The sequence below is a fragment of the Agromyces sp. P1_H4 genome (genome assembly GCF_056405255.1).
Window position 1 is genome coordinate 1 of sequence record NZ_JBFUCL010000022.1, and the last position, 20504, is coordinate 20504.

Consider the following 20504-nt stretch of genomic DNA (forward strand, 5'->3'; position numbering starts at 1 on the left):
GCGCTGACCTTGGGGCGGTCTGCATCCCCGCCGGAAGCGGCGGCGAGTTGCTCGATGTCCTCGGCGGCGGTGGCGCTCCCGAGCGGGAAGGCACCGTTCGAGGGTACGGGCGGCTGGTCGTCAGTGGTATTCATCGTGGACTCCTTCGTCAGTGTTGCAGGTTGGTGGTCATGTGGGAGCTGGCGGTGAGGGTGGCTACTCCTGGTGCGCATCCCTCGGCAACCGCAGTCACCGTGATCTCGCCAGCCCCGGTCGGGCGCACGATTGCGAGTGCCCGACCGTCGAACGTGCTGTGTGCGGCGGCGGAGAACGACTCGGTGGTCACCGGATTGCCGCTGCCGAGGGCCTGGAGGGTTGCCGGTCCATCGACCGTGACGGTGACGGGGCGGTCGACGCCGTTGCGCACGATCCCGTTCTCGTCGGTGAGGGTCAGGGCGACGTAGCCGAGGTCGGTTCCGTCGGTGCGGAGGTCTTGCCGGTCGGCCCTCGCCTGCAGCACGAGGGCGGCTCCGGCGGTGGTGAGCGCGAAGCGGCCGGACTCGACGCCCTCCACGTAGGCCACTGCCGTCAGCGTGCCCGCGCGATAGGTCGTCTCGATCGTTACCCGGAAGTCCTCGACCGGTGCCCGCCCGATCGTCGCACCGTCGAGCAGCAGTTCGATCTCGTCGGCGTCGCTGTAGACATCGACGACGACGGGCTTGCCTTCGAAGCCCTCCCACGTCCAGCTCGCGATCGCGTCGCCCCACGCCCACGGCGTCGCCACGGCGATCGCACGACCGTGGTTCTCAGGCGGGTGGACGGCGATGAACGGGTCGGAGCGCAGGCCGAAGACGATCTCGCGGAAGTACGACACGGCTCGGCGATTGCCGACGATGTCGAGGTCGCCGCACCACGCCGTCAGTTCCGGGAATCCGCCCGAGAACCCGGACTGACCGGAATCGGAGTAGCGGGTGGCACCGATGCCGGTCTCACCCAGGTAGTCCCAACCGGTCCAGGTGAAATCCCCGATGACGTGACCGTTGTCCTTGACGAGTTTCCAATTGCCGACGATCGACGTGGGCCACGTCTCGGTGCCCACGATGATGCGGTCGGGGAACAGGTCGCGATCGAGCTCGTAGCGGGCCTCGGCATAGTTCATGCCCGCGACATCCAATACCGCATAGGACTCCTCGGTGCGCCGCGTCGCGGGCTCCGAGGTCTGGATGTGGCTCATCATCTGGCCGAACCCGGCCATCATGGTGTTCACGCCGCCCTCAGGCGCCGCCGCGGCGGCATCCCTTCTGGCCTGCATCTGCGGGACGATCGTGTCGATCATCGACACGAAGCCGTTGATGCCGTTGGTCACGTACCGGGTGCTGTCCAGGGCGCGCACCTTCTCGGCGAGCCGTCGGCCCCAAGTCGAACCGATCGGGCTGCCCGTCTCGGGGATCTCGTTGCCGATCGAGTAGAAGATCACGCTGGGGTGGTTGATGTCCCGGGCGACCATCGCCTCGACATCGCGCTCCCACCACTCGGGGAAGTCGAACGCGTAGTCGAAGTCGCTCTTGCTCTGGGTCCACATGTCGAAGGTCTCGTCCATGACGAGCATTCCGAGCTTGTCGCACGCCTCGAGGAGGGCGGTGCTCATCGGGTTGTGCGCACTGCGGATGGCGTTGAAGCCGGCCTCCTTGAGGCGCGCGACCTTGCGTTCCTCAGCGGCGCGCATCGAGATCGCGCCCAGCGGGCCGTTGTCCGAGTGGATGCATGCGCCGCGCAGCTTCGTGCTCACGCCGTTGATGCGTAGGCCCTTCTGCGGGTCGAGCTGGAGGGAGCGGATGCCGAATGTGGCGGAGTGCTCGTCGACGACGGTCTCTCCCTCGCTGAGTGAAAGGTGGAGCGTATAGAGGTCCGGTGCGTCGACACTCCAGAGCGCCGGGTCGGCGACGTACGCTCGCAGGCGTGCGGTGCCTCGCGTGCCGGGGAGGAGCGTGATCGGCGAGCGAGCGGTCGCGATGGATGCGCCATCCGGGCCGGCTATGTCAGCGGTCAGTTCCAGCGCCGAGGTCAGGGCGCTCGAATTCGCGACTTCGACTGCGATCTCCACGATCGCACGGTCGGATTCGATGTCGGGGGTCGTCACGATCACGCCGTCGGTCGCGATGTGCATGGGGTTCTTCACGACGAGGTGCACGTCGCGGTCGATGCCCGCTCCGGTGTACCACCGGCTGTCGAGGTGGGTGCGGCACTCGACACGGATCTCGTTATCGGCCCCGAATCGGAGGTAAGGGTCGATCTGCACGAAGAACCGTGAGTACCCGAATGCCCGCTGGCCGGCGAGATTGCCGTTGACGAAGACTGCGGCGTCGCGATAGACGCCGTCGAACTCGAGCAGGACCTGGTTCCCGCGCAGCTCGGCGCTCGCATGGAAGGTCTTGCGGTACTCGAACGCACCGCCCGGGAAGTAACCGCTGGTCTCTCCGCGCGGAACCTCCGCCCGCCGTTCTGCGCCGATCAGCGCATCGTGCGGGAGCGTCACCTCCGTCCAGTCCGAGGTCGACGAACCGCCGAGCTCCATGAATGCCGTGACCTTGGGCCGGAAGCTCCAGCCGGTGGTAAAGATCTCGCGAGTCATGCGGTGGGCTCCAGTACGTCATTGTGCGGATGTCGGCGTCGTTGGTATCGCGCGTTACCAGAGCAGGAAACCACATTTAGTAACGCGCGTCAACTCCCCGCTATATGCTGAGGTCGTGATTGCGACCAGTGAGGATGTGGCCAGGCGGGCGGGAGTGTCGCGCGCTACCGTCAGCCAGATCTTGAATGGTCGCGGCCAGCGGTTCGCCACGGAGACCCGCGAGCGCGTCACTCAAGCCGCAGCGGAGCTCGGATACCAGCCATCGGCTGCCGGACGCACGCTCGCGAAGGGATCCAGCGACATCGTGATCGCGGTCATCCCGTACACCACGTTCGGCGGCAACCTGCAGGACATCTTCCAAACGGCGACCGAAGAACTGGCGTCGCGCGGACTGACCCTGCTGCTGCACCTCGCGACGGAGAGCACTGCTCCCCTGGATCGCGTGGTCACAGGCATGAAGCCGCGTGCGGTGATCTCGCTCACCCCCTTCTCCCAAGCGGAACTCGACCTTCTGAAGAGTCGCGGCGTCAAGGCGTTCGACCCGGGGTCGTCATCGAAAGGTCGAATCGATCCCAACGTGGAGATCGGTGCTCTGCAGGCTCGCTACCTCGCTGACCGCGGCTTCACCCGACTCGTGTTCGCCCATCTGAAGGATGCTCGGCTGGACCCATTCGGCGAGGGGCGAGAAGAGGGCGTGCGGAGGGTGTGCGCAGAACGCGGATTGCCCGATCCGGTGATCATTCGCCTGGGCATCGATCCCCACGCCGCCCTCGAGGCGATCGACTCCCTCGAACTCCCTGGCGCAGGCGTCGTCTGCTACAACGATGACGTCGCGACCGCGCTGCTGTCAGCGGCCACCATCCGCGGATGGGACGTACCCGCTGAAGTCGGGTTCATCGGGATGGACCATACGCCGCTTTCTGCGGTCACCATCCCGCCGCTGTCCACCGTCGGCTACGACCAGCGCGCGGCGGCGTACAACCTCATCACCGCAGCCCTCCAAGGCCTCGGCGAGTCGATCGACGACCGAGAACTCATGGACGTGAAGTTCGCGCTGGTGCCGCGAGGAACGGCCTGATCGGCGCTCGACCCGCCCCTGCGAGCAACCGCCGTTCGCATGACGCGCCGCAGCGCGGTCCGGAAGACAGAAGAACCCCGGTGAGAATCGCTTCTCACCGAGGTTCTTCGCTTCTGGTCGGGCTGACAGGATTTGAACCTGCGACCCCTTGACCCCCAGTCAAGTGCGCTACCAAGCTGCGCCACAGCCCGATGCCGACCGCATTCGCGGAAGACAACTTGACCATCATAGCGGCATCCGAAGGGGTGCTCGTGCACACGGGGCGAGTCCACGCCGCTCACGGCCGCGGGATTCGCACGGCGGATGCATGGCGCGGACATAGCCCACGCAGAGGTGCCAGGCCTAGCTTCGTGGGGACCGATCACGGTCGCACATCGACACGAGCAGCGAGCGGATGCCGCGAGCCGCCGCCGAACGAGGAGGACCCTTGCCCACCACGAACCGCCGCCCCGCGCTCAACCTTCCGCTCCTCGGCCTCTGGGTCGCCGCCGTCGTCGTCGGGGGTGCGGGAACCTGGATGGTCCTGAGCGGCAACGCCGGACAGGCCGACTTCTACAACCAGGGCGGCTCGGACCCCGCCGAGTTGCTCGGCCTGCAGTCGAGGGCCACGATCGGCGGGTTGCTCATCGCCGCGGGCGTCCTGGGTCTCCTCCTCGCGCTCGCGACCCACGCGCGCACTCGAGCGGCGGCACTGACGGCGAACCAGTCGTCCGCGACACCGGCGGACGCGACATCCGACGTGCTCGGCGACGTCGACGACCTCGACGAGGAGGACGCCGAGCGCGTCCCGACGGGCGCCGATGCCGCTGTGGTGCAGGCGCCTGGCGACCTGACCGACCAGCCCACGGCCGAGCCCGAGCGCGACGCCGAGCCCGCCCGCGCCTGACGCCCGCGGCATCCGTCGTCAGAGGTGTTTGCGCACCTCGTCCATGAACGCGCGGGGGTCGTCGACCCAGACGCGCAGCCCGGTGATCACCTGTTCGCCGCCCTTGGGCGCGAGCCCGGGAAGGCGCACGACGGTCGGACGCTCGAGCACGATCTCGATGTCGGTCTCGTCCTGCATGCGGAAGACGAGCACGCGCGCGTCCTCCGTCTCCTCGAACCGCGGTGACTTCGGCTCGTCGACGCGCGTGACGCGCGCGACCGAGGCGATGTCGTCCCAGCTCAGGTGGATATCGGTCTCGAGGCCCTGCCGCACGCGGATGCCGTCGGGGCCGACCGTGTGCGGTCGCATCAGGTACGCGCAGAGCAGGCCGAACATCCACGTGACACCCCAGATGCCAAGGACGAGGAACGCGACGCGCACCGCGGGCCAGCGGTGCACGATGAGATCGATGATCGGGATCTCGACGGCCGAGAGCACGATGAAGATCATGAGCACCGTGAACACGGGCTTGTGGTAGCCGAAGCCGGCGGCGCCCTGCGGAACGGCTCGGCGGCGGGCGATGAACCGGCCGATGTTCGCGTAGATCTTGAGCTCGACGAGCACGGCGCGCTTGAGGAGGCTGCCGATGCGCTGCCACACGGATGCCGCGGGGCGGCCGGTCGTCACGACGGTCATGCCTCGGCCTCCGCCCGGTCGCCCTGACGGGCCTCTTCGGCGGCCACGAGGTCGCGCAGCCGATCCGCGATCGCGTCGATGCCGCGCTCGAGGGCCGGTCGGTCGGCGGGTGCGACCGCGCCCAGGAGGTCGGCCGTGAGGTCGGCGTGCTCGCGCTGCATCTCATGCATGAACTGCTCGGCGGATGCCGCGAGCGACACGATGATCGCCCGGCGATCGGTCGGGTGGGGCGACCTGGTCACGTACCCGCCCGCCTCGAGCGCGTCGACGAGTCCGGTGATGTTGCGGGGGCTCACCTCGAGCCTGGCCGCGAGCGCGTGCTGGGTCGACGGACCCGAGTGCGCGAGGTCCCAGAGCACCCGGGTGCGCGCGGGCGTGAGCGGGGTTCCGCTGAATGCGCGCGCCATGTCCTTCTGGAACAGCTCGCCGATCTCGAGCAGTCGGTCGAGCACGGTGATCGCGGTGGCCATATCGTGATGTTACTACATCATTACCTATCTTCACGAACTGGCGCGTCGAGGGCGATTCCGGATGTCGCCGCTCCCGGATACCGTTGGCACCATGAACTCCCGCGTCACCGTCGACACCCCGAGTACTGCGCTGCGCATCATCCCGGCGCAGGATGCGCCGTTCGCCGACGTCGAGGCCGTGTTCGGCACCAAGGGCGATCCGGCCCACTGCTGGTGCCAGTGGTACAAGATCCCCGGCAGCGACTGGCGAGGCGTCGGCGACGAGGCGCTGCACGATCGATTGGCCGCCCAGCTGGCCACCCCCGACGCCGGGCCGGGACTGCTGGCCTATGACGGCGACACCCCGGTGGGCTGGTGCGCGGTCGAGCCGAGGGTCGACCTCATCCGCCTGCAGCGGAGTCGCATCATCGCCGACGGCACCCGGCATCCCGACTTCGGAGACCCCGAGGTCTGGGCGGTGACCTGCTTCGTGGTGCCGCGAGCCCATCGGCGCAAGGGCGTCGCCGGCGCCCTGACCGCGGCGGCGGTGAGCTACGCCCGCGAGCACGGGGCGCGCATCCTCGAGGGCTACGCCGTCGATCCGGCCGCTCGCGGCAAGACTCCGGCAGCCGACCTGTTCCACGGCACGGTCACCATGTTCGAGGGCGCGGGGTTCGAGGAGGTCGCGCGACCCACCGCCGATCGCGCGATCATGCAGCTTCGACTCGACGACGCGGCCTGAGCGCGCCGCCGATCACTCCTCGACCAGGTCGCGGAGCCGCTCCACGACCTCGGGCAGCCTGCGCAGGTGGTCGGCCGCGCGCGCCTCCGCCGCCGCGGCCAGCTGCTCGAACAGGAGCGATGCGCCGCCCTCGTGCGCCACGTGCGCCCCCGTGCGCCGGGCGTGCTCGGCGAACAGCACCTCATCGCGGTGGTCCCCCAGCACGTCATGCAGGTCGTCGCCGACCTCCGCGAGCGCCCGCACGTGGGTCCCGAACAGCGCCACCGGGTCGTCGGTGAGCGCCTCGGCGGCGTAGCGCAGCCGGCGTCCGGCCTTGCGCACCTCGTGCAGGGCGTCATCATCTCCCCCGTCGTGCACCCGGTCGGCGCGACGGAGGGCACGACGGGCCTCGTCGTCGATKAGGCGGCGCAGCACGTCGAGTGCGAGGTCGGCCGCCGGCGGCGCCAGCGGAGGTGCCGCGAGGAAGGTTGAGAGCTCGGCCCGGCGAGCGCCGGCCCGAGGCAGCGCCTGGCGGTCGACGAAGCGTGCGTGCGCCAACGCGTACCCGGCGCGCTCGGCGTCGAGCAGGCGGGCGCGGGCCACGTCGCGTTGGGCCGCATCGACGGCGTCGCCCTCGACCGCGGCCTCCTCGAGCGCGCGCTCGGCGACCTGCACGCGCACTTCGATATCCCGGACGACCCCGAGCTCGGCACCCAGCTCGCTGTAGCGGCGGCGGAGTGAGACGACMGGTGCGGCGTCGAACACCGGCGTGAACGCCGCGAGCACGCTGCGCACCCTGCGCACGTGCGTGCGGAGTTGGTGCACGCCGTCGGGCTCGTCGGCGAGGGCGGCGGACTCGAGCTGCGGCATCCGACCACCGATGGCGCGCAGCGCCGTCGTCACGGCCGTGCCGGCATCGAGGTCTGCGTCGTACCCCATGACGCAATGCTAACCACGAGGCGCGCGGCCGCGGTGAACGGCCGCGCCGCGGGTCAGCTACGGGCCGTGCAGATGACGAGCGGGATCTCCCGGGTCGTCCGTCGCTGGTACTCCGCGTACCCGGCGTATGCGGCGACGATGCGCGGCCAGAGCTCCGCCCGCTCCCCGGACGTCGCGGTCCGGGCCACCATGGCCGTCCTGGCTCCGAGCCGCGTCACCTCCACCTCGGGACGCGCCACGAGATTGAGGTACCAGCCGGGCTGACGGTCATCGCCGCCGCGCGAGGCGACGAGCACGAGCCGCTCCGGCTCGTCGACGGGCGCCGAGAGCACGACGGTGCGGGGCGCGCCGCTCCGACGGCCGATCGTGTGCAGCTCCACGATCGGCATGCCGGCGATGCGGGCAGCCACACGCCACCCGAACACCGCCAGCACGCCGCGATGGAACGCCGAGAGCAGGCGGAAGCCGAGATCGGCGGCCCGGCCGCGACGGGCCATGTCGCCCGACCCCGTCTAGCGCTGCCGCTTCTCGCGGACGCGCATGTTGATCACGATGGGCGAGCCCTCGAAGCCGTAGATCTCGCGGAGGCGACGCTGGATGAACCGGCGATAGCCGGGGTCGAGGAATCCGGTCGTGAACAGGACGAATGTCGGCGGACGGCTTGCGGCCTGGGTGCCGAACAGGATGCGGGGCTGCTTGCCGCCGCGCACCGGGTGGGGGTGCTCCTGCGTGAGCTCGGTCAGGAACGCGTTGAACTTGCCGGTGGCGATGCGCGTGTCCCACGACTCGAGCGCGACCTCGAGGGCGGGCACGAGCTTCTCGAGGTGGCGGCCCGTCCTCGCGGAGATGTTCACCCGCGGCGCCCAGGCGACATGGTGCAGGTCCTGCTCGATCTCGCGCTCGAGGTAGCGGCGGCGGTCGTCGTCGAGGAGGTCCCACTTGTTGTAGGCGAGCACCAGTGCGCGCCCCGACTCGAGCACCAGGTCGATGATGCGCACGTCCTGCTCGGAGATCGGCTGCGAGACGTCGAGCAGCACGACCGCGACCTCGGCCTTCTCGAGCGCGGCCTGCGTGCGCAGGGACGCGTAGAAGTCGGCGCCCTGCTGCAGGTGCACGCGACGGCGGATGCCCGCGGTGTCGACGAAGCGCCAGATCTTGCCGCCCAGCTCGATCTGCTCGTCGACCGGATCGCGGGTGGTGCCGGCGAGCTCGTTCACGACGACCCGCTCCTCGCCGGCGGCCTTGTTCAGCAGGCTCGACTTGCCGACGTTCGGGCGCCCGAGGATCGCGACTCGGCGGGGGCCGCCGAACTCGTCCTTGGCGACGGCGGAGACCTGCGGGAGGACCTTGAAGACCTCTTCGAGCATGTCGGCGACACCGCGGCCGTGCAGTGCGGACACGGGGTGGGGCTCGCCCAGTCCGAGGTTCCACAGTGCGGCGGCCTCGGGCTCCTGGCGGGCGTCGTCGACCTTGTTCGCCACGAGGAACACCGGCTTCTTCGTCTTGCGCAGGAGGCGCACGACGTGCTCGTCGGTCGACGTGGCACCCACCGTCGCGTCGACGATGAACAGCACGACGTCGGAGAGGTCGATCGCGACCTCGGCCTGCGCCGCGACGGAGGCGTCGATGCCCTTCGCGTCGGGCTCCCAGCCGCCGGTGTCGACGAGCGTGAAGCGGCGGTCGAGGTACTCGCCCTTGTAGGAGACGCGGTCGCGCGTGACGCCGGGGGTGTCCTCCACCACGGCTTCGCGTCGGCCGAGGATGCGGTTGACGAGCGCGGACTTGCCGACGTTCGGTCGTCCGACGATGGCGATGACCGGCAGCGCGGGAAGGTAGCGGATGCCCTCCTCGCCCTCCTCCGAGATCTCGAGGACCTCGAGGTCGTCCTCGTCGAGCTCGTAGTCGGAGAGGCCGGACCGGAGGGCCGCCGCACGCTGCTCGGCGAGGTCGTCATCGACGTCGGCGAGCCGCTCGGCGAGGTCGTCGGCGGCGACGGACTCGTCGTCGTACTCGTCTCGCTGGTCGGTCATGGTCTCTCCTCTGGGTCTGCTGCGCTCACTGCGGCACGTCGCGGTGCTCCTGCACCGCCTCGGGCCGTGCAGCCCGGATGACGCCGATGACCGCATCGACGGTCTGCTCGAAGTCGAGCGCCGTCGAGTCCACGGTCGTGACGCCCTCGGCGGCGGTCATGAAGTCCACGACCTTGGAGTCCGCCTCGTCGCGCCGGTGGAGCTGTTCACCCGCAGCGAGCGCCTGGTCGCCGACGAGCTCCGCGGAGCGCCTCGCTATTCTAACGTCTTCCGCCGCGGTCAACAGGATCCGCACGGGGGCATCCGGCGCGACGACCGTCGTGATGTCGCGCCCCTCGACGACGATGCCCGGCCGAGGCTCGGCGACCATGATGGCCCGGAACAGCTCGATGAGGTGCGCGCGCACCTCGGGCACCCGCGCGACGCGGCTCACGACCGCCGAGATCGCGGGGTCACGGATGGCGTTCGTCACGTCGATGTCGCCGACGTGCACCGCGTAGCCCGCCGGGTCGGTGCCGATGCGGTAGGCGAAGCTCGGCAGGCATGAGACGACGGATGCCGCGTCGCCGGTGTCGACCCCGGATGCCTCGGCATGCCAGGCCAGCGCCCGGTACGCGGCCCCGGTGTCGAGGAAGCCGAAGCCGAGCCGGCTCGCGACCTCCTTGGAGACGCTCGACTTGCCGCTGCCGGCAGGGCCGTCGACGGCGACGACGACGGGAACGATGGGCGGGTGTGGCACGGTCATCCTGCGATCCGCCAGCCGCGTGCGGCCAGCTCGGTGGTGAGGCGGTCTGCGGCTTCGGGGAGCACCGCGATCTCGGCGAGTCCGACCTGTCGGCCGGGCGAGTGCTCGAGCCGGAGGTCTTCGAGGTTCACGCCGATCTCGCCGACCTCAGCGAGGAGGCGCGCGAGTTCACCCGGCCGGTCGTCGACCATGACGATGACCGTGGTGAAGCGCTTGTCGGTGCCGTGCTTGCCGGGGAGGCGTTCGACGCCGGTGTTGCCGCCCGTGAGTTCTTCGGCCACCCGACGCCGGGCGCCGGGCGCTGCAGGGTCGGCGAGTGCGTCGATGAACCGGTCGAGGTCGTCGCGGTAGGCGACCAGCACGTCGCGCACCGGTGCGGCATTGGCGCCGAGGATCTGCACCCAGAGGTCGGGGTCGCTCGCGGCGATGCGGGTGACGTCGCGGACGCCCTGGCCGGCGAGGCCGAGGGCGGCATTCGGCGCGTCGATGAACCGCCGCGCCATGATGCTCGAGATCACCTGGGGCACGTGGGAGATGAGGGCGACGCCGCGGTCGTGCTGCTCGGGAGTCATCTCGACGAGCGTCGCGCCGAGGTCGAGGATCAGGTCGTCGATCGCGCTCGCGCGCCGGTAGCTGATCTCGTCGTGCGCGGCGACCACCCAGGGCCGTCCGGCGAAGAGGTCGGCTCGGGCGGCGAGCGGTCCGCCGCGCTCCCGGCCGGCCAGCGGATGCGAGCCGATGTAGCGTGACACGTCGGCGCCACGGGCCACGAGGTCGCCGAGGATGCCCCCCTTGACGCTGGCCACATCGGTGACGATCGCGTCGGGGAACGCGCCGAGCTCCGCGGCCACGACGGCGGCGGTGACGTCGGGCGGCACGGCCACCACGACGAGTTGCGGTGCGTCGTCAGGCCCGGCCGGCCGGCCGGCGCCGAGGTCGACCGCGATGGCCACATGCGTCGGCGAGGCGTCGGCGAGGATCACGTCGAGCCCGCGGCTGCGCAGGCCCAGGCCGACGCTCGTGCCGAGCAGCCCAGCACCCACGACCCGCACCGGGCCGATGAGGCGTGATTCGGTCACGAGTCCCCTTCGTTCGATGCGGTGCCGGCATCCCGGGCGGCATCCGCGGCGCGGGAGATCGTGAGCAATTGGCCGAGTTCCACCTTAGTCAACTCGCGCATGGCGCCCGAGCGGAGCGTACCCAGGTTCAGCGGGCCGAAGCTGCGCCGCACGAGCTCGACCACCGGGTGACCCACCGCGTCGAGCATGCGCCGGACGATGCGGTTGCGTCCCGAGTGCAGGGTGAGCTCGACCATCGAGTGGCGGTCATCGCCCTGCTGCTGGATGATCTTGGCCCGGTCTGCCTTGATCATGCCGTCCTCGAGCTCGACGCCGTGCTTGAGCTGCTGCACCACCTGCGGCGTGACGCGGCCGCGCACCTTCGCGATGTAGGTCTTCTCGACGCCGAACGACGGGTGGGCGAGCACGTGCGCGAGATCCCCGTCGTTCGTCAGCAGGAGCAGGCCGCTCGTCTCCGCGTCGAGGCGGCCCACGTTGAACACGCGCTCCTCGAGCCCCTCGGTGAACCGGGTGAGGTCGGGGCGCCCCTGCTCGTCGCGCATCGAGGAGACCACCCCGCGCGGCTTGTTGAGCATGTAATACCGCTTCGCCGGGTCGAGCTGCACCGCGACACCGTCGACCGCGACGAGGTCGGTCGCCGGGTCGATGCGGCGGCCGAGCTCGGTCACGACACGCCCGTTCACCTCGACGCGGCCCTCGACGATGAGCTGCTCCGAGACCCGCCGGCTCGCGACTCCGGCGGCGGCCAGCACCTTCTGCAGGCGCACGCCCTCGGCGAGGCCGGCRCCTTGGTCGTCCTGGTCAGTCACGATCGAATCCCTCCTGGCCGTCGTCGAGCAACGGCGAGATGTGCGGCAGCTCGTCGAGCGAGTTGATGCCGAGGTTGGTGAGGAGCGCATCGGTCGTCCCGTAGAGGATGGCGCCCGTCTCGGCATCCGTCGCGACCTCGGTGATGAGGCCGCGGCCGAGGAGCGTGCGCACGACCGAGTCGACGTTGACCGCGCGGATCGAGGCGATGGACGAGCGTGAGATCGGCTGCTTGTACGCGATCACCGACAGGGTCTCGAGGGCGGCCTGCGACAGGCGCGTCGACGACTGGGTGATCACGAAGTCGGCCACGAGCGCGTCGTAGTCGGCACGCACGTAGAACCGCCATCCGCCGCCGACCTCGCGGAGCTCGAAGCCACGACGGATGCCGCGCCCGGCCGATCGCTCGTCGGCGACGTCGGTGCGGGGCTCCCCCGACGGCGCGCCGCCGTCGTAGTCGGCCAGCAGGCGTGCGATCGACGCGCGCACCTCGGCCACGGGCCGCGCGACCGCGGCGGCCAGCGTCACGATCGACAGCGGCTCGTCGGCGATGAAGAGGATCGCCTCGAGCGCGCGGTCGAGGTCGAGATGCGGCTGTCCGGGCACGTCGAGCGGCGTGACGATCGAGAGCTCGGGTCCCTGGCGGTCGTCGGCCTGCGCTTCGGCGTCGGCCGCGGCGTCCGCCTCGGTCGCGTCATCCGCGTCGGCCGCGGCATCCGTCACGGTCGCGGCATCCGTCACGGTCGCGGCATCCATCACGATCGCGGCATCCGGGTCATTCGTCATAGTCGGCTCCAAGGCTGTCGAGATTCTCGTCGTCCCACGACTCGGCCGCCCACCGCAGCGTGAGCTCGCCGAGCGGCTCCACCTGGTCGAAGCCGATCGCGGCGTGGCGGTACAGCTCGAGCACGGCGAGGAAGCGGGCGACCACGACGCCCGGTTGGGCGATGCCGGCGATGAGCTCACGGAAGGTCACGGGCTCGCCGCGGCGCAGCATCGCGACGACGTGCGCGGCCTGCTCGCGGATCGACACGAGCGGGGCGTGCAGGTGGTCGAGGCCCACCGCGGGGATCGCACGGGGCGTGAGCGCCAGGGTGGCGAGCGCCGCGAAGTCCTCGGCGCTCAGGGTCCAGCGCAGCTCGGGCTCGCGCTGCCGGAAGCGGTCCTCGAGGCGCACCACGCGCGCGTGACGCCGGGACTCGGCCTCGAGGTGTGAGGCGAACCAGCGCGACGCCTCCTTGAAGGCGCGGTACTGCAGCAGGCGGGCGAAGAGCAGGTCGCGCGCCTCGAGCAGCGCCACGTCCTCGGCRTCGACGAGCTCGCCCTGCGGCAGGAGTCCGGCGACCTTCAGGTCGAGCAGCGTCGCCGCCACCACGAGGAACTCCGACGCCCGGTCGAGCTCCTCCTCGGAGTCGACGCCGCGCAGGTACGAGATGAACTCGTCGGTCACCGCCGAGAGCGACACCTCGGTGATGTCGAGCTCGTGCTTCGCGATCAACGAGAGCAGCAGGTCGAACGGGCCCTCGAAGTTCGTGAGCGCCACGCGGAACCCGGCATCGGATGCCTCGGACGGCACGCCGGCGTCAGGACCCGCTGCGCCGTCGGCGCCCGCTCCAGGGACCGGCAGGGCCTCAGGCGACCGCGCCACGGAAGACCAGCTCCCTCGCGAGCTGCCGGTACGACTTCGACGCCTGGTGCTCGGGGGCGAACTCGGTGATCGGCGTCGCGGCGACCGTCGCGTCGGGGAACTTCACCGTGCGGGTGATGACCGTCTCGAGCACCTTCTCGCCGAACGCGTCGACCACGCGCTCGAGCACCTCGCGCGAGTGCAGCGTACGCGCGTCGTACATGGTGGCGAGGATGCCGTCGAGCTCGATCGCGGGATTCAGTCGGTCGCGCACCTTGTCGATCGTCTCGATGAGCAGCGCGACGCCCCGCAGCGCGAAGTACTCGCACTCGAGCGGGATGACGACCCCGTGGCTCGCGGTGAGCGCGTTCACGGTGAGCAGGCCCAGCGACGGCTGGCAGTCGATGAGGATGACGTCGTAGTCGGATGCCACGCGCCGCAGCACGCTCGCGAGGATCTGCTCGCGGGCGACCTCGGTGACGAGGTGCACCTCGGCGGCCGACAGGTCGATGTTCGCGGGGATCACGTCGAGGTTCTCGAGCATGGTGTGCTGGATCGCGTCGGCCGGCTCGACGCTCCGCGAGAGCAGCAGGTCGTAGATCGTCGGCACGTCGTGCGTCTGCACGCCGAGGCCCGCCGAGAGGGCGCCCTGCGGGTCGAAGTCGACCGCGAGCACTCGGCGTCCGTACTCGGCGAGCGTCGCGCCGAGGTTGATGGTCGTCGTCGTCTTGCCGACGCCGCCCTTCTGGTTGCAGAGCGCGATGATGCGTGCGGGGCCGTGCGAACGCAGCGGCTTGGGCACGGGGAAGTCGCGCAGGGGGCGACCGGTGGGACCGACCTCGGGCTCCAGCGAAGCGATGCCGTCCGCCGGGTCCTGCGTCTGGTGCGTCACGTGGTCTCTCTCCTGGGTCCTTCTCGCCTGCGGCCGTGCGGGCGTCTGGTCGATTCTAGCGAGCACGGGGGTGGGCGGCCGTGTACATCTCCCGGAGTGTATCGGCTGTGACGAGCGTGTAGATCTGGGTCGTCGCGACCGAGGAGTGGCCGAGCAGCTCCTGCACCACCCGCACGTCGGCGCCGCCTTCGAGCAGGTGCGTCGCGAAGGAGTGCCGCAGGGTGTGCGGTGAGACGGATGCCGCGATGCCGGCTCGTTCGGCCGCCCGGTGGATCACGTCCCACGCCGCCTGTCGCGACATCCGTCGACCGCGGAGGCCCAGGAGCAGCGCCGGCGTCGCAGTGCCGCGGGCGGACAGCGCCGGCCGCGCGCGCACCAGGTAGGCGTCGACCGCCCGCCGCGCGTACGAGCCRAGCGGCACGATGCGCTGCTTGCCGCCCTTGCCGAGCAGCCGCACCACGTCGCCGTCGACGAGGTCGTCGACGTTGAGCGAGACCGCCTCCGACACCCGGGCACCCGTCGCGTAGAGCAGTTCGAGCAGTGCGGTGTCGCGGAGCTCGTGCAGCTCCYCACCGCCGACCGCGGCGAGGAGCTTCTCGACGTCCTCGACGGGGATGGCCTTCGGCAGCCGCATGGGCAGCTTCGGCGGGCGCAGCTCGCGCGACACGTCGTCGGCGATCACGCCCTCGTCGGCGAGGAAGCGGTGGAGGCCGCGCACAGCCGAGAGCACCCGCGCGATCGACGAGGTCGCGAGCGGCGGCTGTCGCTCCGCGCCGAGGAAGCGCACGAAGTCGGCCAGGTCCTGTTCGCGCACCATGCCCGGCCTCTCGAGCCCGCGGGACGCCAGCCAGTCGGCGTAGATGGCGAGGTCGCGACGATACGACACCACGGTGTTGCGGGACGCGCCGCGTTCGACCGTGAGGTGACGGAGGTACCCATCGGCCCACGCGGCATCCGTCATCGCGGCGCCGGTTCGCCTCGCGGAGTCGAACGCGTCGGCCACGCGGCATCCGCCTCGCCGAGGGTGGCCCACCCGCGTGCGCGCGATGCGTGCGCCGCGAGCACCCCGATCGTGAGCGACGGGTTGCCCACGCGGCGGGCGAGCACGGCGTCGACGCACTCGTCGAGCGGCACCCACCTCGTCTCCATGTCGGCCTCCTCGTCCTCGCGGTCGAAGGCCTCGGACGCGTCGCCCAGCCCGCGGGCGAGGTAGATGCGGATCGCCTCGTCGCTGCCGCCGGGCGAGGTGAAGAAGTCGGCGAGCACCGCCCAGTCGGATGCCACGAGGTCGCCCTCCTCGGCGAGCTCGCGCTGCGCGGCCCCGAGCGGGTCCTCACCGGTGACATCGAGAAGTCCGGCGGGGATCTCCCACTCCCGCGTGCGCACCGGATGCCGGTACTGCCGGATCAGGAACACGCGATCGGCGTCATCGAGCGCGAGCACGGCGACGGCTCCGGGGTGGTCGACGTACTCGCGCACGATCGGCTTCCCGCCGTACACGACGGTGTCGCGGCGGAGGTCCCAGACACGCCCGCCGAACACCTGCTCGCTCTCGCGCACGGGCAGGTCGGCGGGTTCGTCGTGGAGCGCTTCAGCCATTCGCGACGTCGAAGAGCAGGCTCGCCTGCTGGCGCTCGAGGGCCGCCGCGACGAGGCCGCGGAAGAGGGGGTGCGCGTCGTTCGGGCGGCTGCGCAGCTCGGGATGCGCCTGCGTGCCGACGTAGAACGGGTGCACGTCCCGGGGAAGCTCGACGAACTCGACGAGGTGACGATCGGGCGACATGCCCGAGAACACGAGGCCGGCGTCGGCGATGCGATCGCGGTAGCCGTTGTTGACCTCGTAGCGGTGCCGGTGGCGCTCGCTGACCTCGGTCGAGCCGTACAGCTCGGCGGCGATCGAACCGTCGGCGAGCTTCGCCGGGTAGAGGCCCAGGCGCATCGTGCCGCCGAGGTCGCCGCCCGCGATAATCTCGACCTGCTCCTCCATGGTCGCGATGACCGGGAACCGGGTGTCGGGATCGAACTCGCTCGACGAGGCGCCGTCGAGGCCCACCACGTTGCGGGAGTACTCGATGACCATGCACTGCAGCCCGAGGCACAGCCCGAGCACCGGGATGCCGTTCTCGCGGGCGAAGTGGAGCGCGCCGAGCTTGCCCTCGATGCCGCGCACGCCGAACCCGCCGGGCACGCAGATGCCGTCGAGCCCGGCGAGGTGCTTCTGCGCGCCCTCGGGCGTGCGGCACTCGTCGGACGGGATCCACTCGATGTGGACCTTCGTGTCGTTGGCGAACCCGCCTGCGCGGAGCGCCTCCGTCACCGAGAGGTAGGCGTCGGGCAGGTCGATGTACTTGCCCACCAGTCCGATGGTGACCTCGTGCTTGGGGTCGTGCACCACGTCGAGCAGCTCGCGCCAGCCCGACCAGTCGACGTCGGCGGCCTTGCCGTCGAGGCCGAGCGACTCGATGATGTAGGCGTCGAGGCCCTGGTCGTGCAGCATCGTGGGGATGTCGTAGATGGACGGCACGTCGACCGCGTTCACGACGGCCGCCTCGTCGACGTCGCACATGAGCGCGATCTTGCGCTTGTTCGACTCGGTGMCGGGGCGGTCGCTGCGCAGCACGAGCGCGTCGGGCTGGATGCCGATGGAGCGAAGGGCCGCGACGGAGTGCTGCGTGGGCTTCGTCTTCTGCTCCCCCGACGCGCCCATGAACGGCACCAGCGAGACATGCACGAAGAACACGTTCTTGCGGCCCAGCTCGTGGCGCACCTGACGCGCCGACTCGATGAACGGCTGCGACTCGATGTCGCCGACCGTGCCGCCGATCTCGGTGATGATCACGTCGGGCTTGGGCGTCTCGGAGGCCTGCAGGCGCATGCGGCGCTTGATCTCGTCGGTGATGTGCGGGATGACCTGCACGGTGTCGCCGAGGTACTCGCCGCGACGCTCCTTGGCGATCACGGTCGAGTAGATCTGCCCGGTGGTGACGTTCGCCGCCTGGCTGAGATTGATGTCGAGGAACCGTTCGTAGTGACCGATGTCGAGGTCGGTCTCCGCGCCGTCGTCGGTCACGAAGACCTCGCCGTGCTGGAACGGGTTCATGGTGCCCGGATCCACATTCAGATATGGATCGAGCTTCTGCATGACGACTCTGAGGCCCCTGGCTGTCAGGAGATTGCCGAGACTCGCCGCCGTGAGTCCCTTGCCCAACGAAGAAACGACACCACCGGTCACGAAGATGTGCTTGGTCGTGTCGTTCGAATTGTCTGTGCTCGAAAGAGCTCTGCCGCGTTCATCCACCACGGGCTTATAGCCTAACCCACGTTCCTGACCGTTCGGCTCGACATGCCGCACGCGCTCCCCCATTCCCTCGGCACCGGTCGGATGCCGCAGCTCAGGCGGCCTCGGCCGCCACCGTCACGCCGCGCGATCCGCCGCGATCTCCAACAGCTCACGTGCGTGCGCCAGGCCGCTCGCGGAGTCGCTGAGCCCCGACAGCAACCGGGCCATCTCGGCCTCGCGCTCGGCACCCTCGAGCTGTCGCACGCTCGACGAGGTGACCTGCCCGTCGGTGCCCTTCACGACGCTCAGGTGATTCGTCGCGAACGCCGCGACCTGGGCGAGGTGGGTCACGACGATGACCTGCGACTGTTCGGCGAGGCGGGCGAGTCGACGGCCGATCTCGATCGCGGCGGCGCCGCCGACACCGGCGTCGACCTCGTCGAACACGAAGGTAGGCACGGGGTCGCTCCCCGCGATCACGACCTCGATGGCCAGCATCACCCGGGAGAGCTCGCCGCCCGAAGCCCCACGAGCGACGGGCCGCGGCTCGGTGCCGGGGTGCGGCTGCAGCAGGATCGAGACCTGGTCCCGCCCATGCGCCGCCGGCTCGTGGTGCGGGTCCACGACGACGGAGAGTCGGGCGTCGGGCATCGCCAACGCCCCGAGCTCGCTGGTGACCGCCTCGGCGAGGCGCGCAGCGGCCTCCGTGCGCAGTTCGGTGAGCCGGGCCGCGAGCCGGTCGACTTCGATCGTCAACCGCTCGACCGACGCCTCGAGCCCTTCGATGCGCTCGTCGTCGCCGTCGAGCTCGATGAGCCGGAGCCCGCCGCCGCGGCGGAACTCGAGCACGTCGTCGAGGCTGGTGCCGTGCCGTCGCACGAGGGAGGTGAGCAGCGCGCGCCGCTCCTGCACCACCTCGAGCTCTCGTCCACCGTCGGCATCGAGGCCCGTGAGGTACCCCGACAGTTCGGTCGCGGCATCCGCCAACAGGAACCCGGCGCTCTGCAACGCCTCGGCGACCGGGGCGAGCGCCGCATCGTGGTCGATGACGCGGTCGAGGTGCCGCCTGGCGCTGTCGACGAGCGCGATGGCGTCGGGTGCGCCGTCGCCGAGGTCTTCGGCCGAGACCAGCGCCTTGGCCTGCGCCGCCGCCGCGCGCAGCTCCTCGAGGTTCGACAACCGGTCGGCGCGCTCGGCGAGCTCTACGTCTTCTCCCGGCTGCGGATCCGCCGCCTCCACCTCGTCGAGCGCCTCGCGCAGCTCCTGCGCCTCGCGCACCCGGGTGTCGTGCGCGGTGCGCAGCAGCTCGAGCTCTGCGGAGTCGGCCCGCCACGCCGTGAACGCCTCGCGATACCTGGACACCGCCTCCTGCAACGGGGCGCCGGCGAACCGGTCGAGCGCCWCGCGCTGGGCGAGCACCGATCGCAGGCGCTGCTGGTCGGCCTGGCCGTGCACCACCACGAGCTCCTCGCCGAGCTCGCTGAGCACCCCGACGGGCGCGCTGCGTCCGCCGACGATCGCCCGGCTGCGTCCCTCGGCCGAAACGGACCGGCCGAGGAGCAGCTCACCGCCCTCGACGTCGCCCCCGGTCTCGGCCACGCGATCGGCGATCGCACCGTCGTCGGGCACCAGCCACCGGCCCTCGACCCATGCCTGCTTGGCACCGCTTCGCACGGCGCCGGCGTCGGCACGCGCGCCGAGCAGCAGCCCCAGCGCGGTGACGACCATGGTCTTGCCGGCGCCGGTCTCACCCGTGACGGCGGTGAATCCGCGCCCCAACGGAAGCGTCGCCTCGGCGATGACGCCGAGGTCGCGAATTCCGAGCTCCTCAATCATCGACGACCTCAATCACGCCCGACCGGACCGCGCCAGCCGGTGACGGGCAACTGGAACTTGTTCACGAGCCGGTCGGTGAACGGCGCCTCGTGGAGGCGCGCCAGGCGCACCGGGGTCGGCGACTTGCGCACGATGACCCTCGCGCCCGGCGGCAGGTCGAACGTGCGACGTCCGTCGCACCAGATGACGGCGGACGCCTGAGTGCGCTGCAGGATCTCGACCGCGAGCGAGGAGTCGGCACCCACCACGAGCGGGCGCGCGAAGAGTGCGTGCGCGCTCAGCGGAACCATGAGCAGGGCTTCGAGGCTCGGCCACACGACCGGTCCGCCGGCGGAGAACGAGTAGGCCGTCGACCCGGTCGGCGTCGCCATCACGATGCCGTCGCACCCGAAGGATGACAGGGGCCGGCGGTCGACCTCGACCACCACCTCGAGCATCCGCTCGCGTTCGGCCTTCTCGACGGTGGCCTCGTTGAGGGCCCAGCTCTCGTACACGACCTCATCGCCGAGCTTGGCGCGCACCGACAGCGTCATGCGCTCCTCGACGGTGTAGTCGCGCGCGAGTGCCCTGGCGATCGTGTACCCGAGGTCATCGCGCTCGCTCTCGGCGAGGAAGCCCACGTGCCCGAGGTTCACGCCGAGCAGGGCGACGGGGTGGTCGCGCATGAGCTCGGCCGCCCGAAGGATCGTCCCGTCGCCGCCCAGCACGATCACGAGCTCGATGCGAGCCGGGTCGGTCTCCTCGAACCGCCTGACCTCGCCATTGAGCGCGGGAACGAACGCGTGCACGTCGTCCCAATGCTCGGCGGCGATCACTGGCACCGCGCCGGCAGCGAGCAACTGCGTGCAC

Annotated in this window: 20 protein-coding genes and 1 tRNA gene; 3 read left to right on the forward strand and 18 right to left on the reverse strand. The window is 70.5% G+C overall.

The annotated features are described in order from the left end of the window. Window positions 1-148 precede the first annotated feature (148 nt). Window positions 149-2611, reverse strand: coding sequence for a glycoside hydrolase family 2 TIM barrel-domain containing protein (locus tag AC1DY2_RS02840; protein WP_476761029.1), 2463 nt, complete (start codon window positions 2609-2611; stop codon window positions 149-151). Window positions 2612-2726: 115 nt separating this feature from the next. On the opposite strand from AC1DY2_RS02840, the gene AC1DY2_RS02845 reads away from it, so the two are divergent. Further along, window positions 2727-3689: a LacI family DNA-binding transcriptional regulator gene (locus tag AC1DY2_RS02845; RefSeq protein ID WP_476761030.1), complete on the forward strand. Its 963-nt coding sequence runs from the start codon at window positions 2727-2729 to the stop codon at window positions 3687-3689. Between the two features lie 114 nt (window positions 3690-3803). Here the strand turns inward: AC1DY2_RS02845 and AC1DY2_RS02850 are convergent. Continuing rightward, window positions 3804-3880 (reverse strand) — tRNA-Pro (locus AC1DY2_RS02850). Window positions 3881-4116: 236 nt separating this feature from the next. Here AC1DY2_RS02850 and AC1DY2_RS02855 point away from each other — a divergent pair. Beyond that, on the forward strand, window positions 4117-4575 hold the full coding sequence (locus AC1DY2_RS02855) for a hypothetical protein (RefSeq protein ID WP_476761031.1): 459 nt from the start codon (window positions 4117-4119) through the stop codon (window positions 4573-4575). An 18-nt stretch (window positions 4576-4593) separates the two neighbouring features. Here the strand turns inward: AC1DY2_RS02855 and AC1DY2_RS02860 are convergent, their stop codons facing one another. Together AC1DY2_RS02860 and AC1DY2_RS02865 are read right to left on the reverse strand one after the other, a co-directional pair. After that, window positions 4594-5250, reverse strand: coding sequence for a hypothetical protein (locus AC1DY2_RS02860; protein WP_476761032.1), 657 nt, complete (start codon window positions 5248-5250; stop codon window positions 4594-4596). Beyond that, the gene (locus AC1DY2_RS02865) at window positions 5247-5720 is read right to left on the reverse strand and encodes a MarR family winged helix-turn-helix transcriptional regulator (protein WP_476761033.1); all 474 of its coding nucleotides are present in this window, start codon (window positions 5718-5720) and stop codon (window positions 5247-5249) included. The genes AC1DY2_RS02860 and AC1DY2_RS02865 overlap by 4 nt, the downstream gene beginning before the upstream one ends. Before the next feature lie 91 nt (window positions 5721-5811). On the opposite strand from AC1DY2_RS02865, the gene AC1DY2_RS02870 reads away from it, so the two are divergent. Next, a complete protein-coding gene (locus AC1DY2_RS02870) occupies window positions 5812-6441 on the forward strand; it encodes a GNAT family N-acetyltransferase (RefSeq protein WP_476761034.1) in 630 nt (209 codons plus the stop codon). A gap of 12 nt (window positions 6442-6453) precedes the next feature. Here the strand turns inward: AC1DY2_RS02870 and AC1DY2_RS02875 are convergent, their stop codons facing one another. The 14 genes from AC1DY2_RS02875 to AC1DY2_RS02940 form a co-directional block, all read right to left on the reverse strand. Next, complete coding sequence (locus AC1DY2_RS02875) at window positions 6454-7359, reverse strand: CHAD domain-containing protein (protein WP_476761035.1); 906 nt, start codon at window positions 7357-7359, stop codon at window positions 6454-6456. 53 nt (window positions 7360-7412) lie between these two features. Beyond that, window positions 7413-7856 carry a nitroreductase/quinone reductase family protein gene (locus tag AC1DY2_RS02880; RefSeq protein WP_476761036.1) on the reverse strand — a complete coding sequence of 148 codons (444 nt, stop codon included), beginning with the start codon at window positions 7854-7856 and terminating at the stop codon, window positions 7413-7415. A 15-nt stretch (window positions 7857-7871) separates the two neighbouring features. After that, on the reverse strand, window positions 7872-9389 hold the full coding sequence (gene der / locus AC1DY2_RS02885; RefSeq protein WP_309977975.1) for a ribosome biogenesis GTPase Der: 1518 nt from the start codon (window positions 9387-9389) through the stop codon (window positions 7872-7874). Between the two features lie 25 nt (window positions 9390-9414). After that, on the reverse strand, window positions 9415-10134 hold the full coding sequence (cmk, locus tag AC1DY2_RS02890) for a (d)CMP kinase (protein ID WP_476761037.1): 720 nt from the start codon (window positions 10132-10134) through the stop codon (window positions 9415-9417). Further along, window positions 10131-11213 (reverse strand): prephenate dehydrogenase, encoded by a 1083-nt coding sequence (locus AC1DY2_RS02895; protein ID WP_476761038.1) that lies wholly within the window; start codon window positions 11211-11213, stop codon window positions 10131-10133. Before AC1DY2_RS02895 ends, cmk begins: the two co-directional genes overlap by 4 nt. After that, window positions 11210-12022 carry a pseudouridine synthase gene (locus AC1DY2_RS02900; RefSeq protein WP_309977967.1) on the reverse strand — a complete coding sequence of 271 codons (813 nt, stop codon included), beginning with the start codon at window positions 12020-12022 and terminating at the stop codon, window positions 11210-11212. Before AC1DY2_RS02900 ends, AC1DY2_RS02895 begins: the two co-directional genes overlap by 4 nt. After that, window positions 12015-12806, reverse strand: a complete 792-nt coding sequence (gene scpB, locus AC1DY2_RS02905; protein ID WP_476761039.1) for an SMC-Scp complex subunit ScpB — start codon at window positions 12804-12806, stop codon at window positions 12015-12017. Before scpB ends, AC1DY2_RS02900 begins: the two co-directional genes overlap by 8 nt. Beyond that, window positions 12796-13668 (reverse strand): segregation and condensation protein A, encoded by an 873-nt coding sequence (locus tag AC1DY2_RS02910; RefSeq protein ID WP_476761040.1) that lies wholly within the window; start codon window positions 13666-13668, stop codon window positions 12796-12798. The genes scpB and AC1DY2_RS02910 overlap by 11 nt, the downstream gene beginning before the upstream one ends. Then, complete coding sequence (locus tag AC1DY2_RS02915) at window positions 13652-14539, reverse strand: ParA family protein (RefSeq protein WP_476761041.1); 888 nt, start codon at window positions 14537-14539, stop codon at window positions 13652-13654. The genes AC1DY2_RS02910 and AC1DY2_RS02915 overlap by 17 nt, the downstream gene beginning before the upstream one ends. A 55-nt stretch (window positions 14540-14594) precedes the next feature. After that, a complete protein-coding gene (gene xerD / locus AC1DY2_RS02920; RefSeq protein ID WP_476761046.1) occupies window positions 14595-15500 on the reverse strand; it encodes a site-specific tyrosine recombinase XerD in 906 nt (301 codons plus the stop codon). Further along, on the reverse strand, window positions 15497-16138 hold the full coding sequence (locus AC1DY2_RS02925; protein ID WP_476761042.1) for an NUDIX domain-containing protein: 642 nt from the start codon (window positions 16136-16138) through the stop codon (window positions 15497-15499). Before AC1DY2_RS02925 ends, xerD begins: the two co-directional genes overlap by 4 nt. Beyond that, complete coding sequence (locus tag AC1DY2_RS02930; RefSeq protein ID WP_476761043.1) at window positions 16131-17903, reverse strand: CTP synthase; 1773 nt, start codon at window positions 17901-17903, stop codon at window positions 16131-16133. Before AC1DY2_RS02930 ends, AC1DY2_RS02925 begins: the two co-directional genes overlap by 8 nt. A 51-nt stretch (window positions 17904-17954) precedes the next feature. Continuing rightward, a complete protein-coding gene (gene recN, locus AC1DY2_RS02935; RefSeq protein ID WP_476761044.1) occupies window positions 17955-19655 on the reverse strand; it encodes a DNA repair protein RecN in 1701 nt (566 codons plus the stop codon). A gap of 8 nt (window positions 19656-19663) precedes the next feature. Then, the coding region (locus AC1DY2_RS02940) for an NAD kinase (RefSeq protein WP_476761045.1) at window positions 19664-20504 on the reverse strand (841 nt) is incomplete at its 5' end.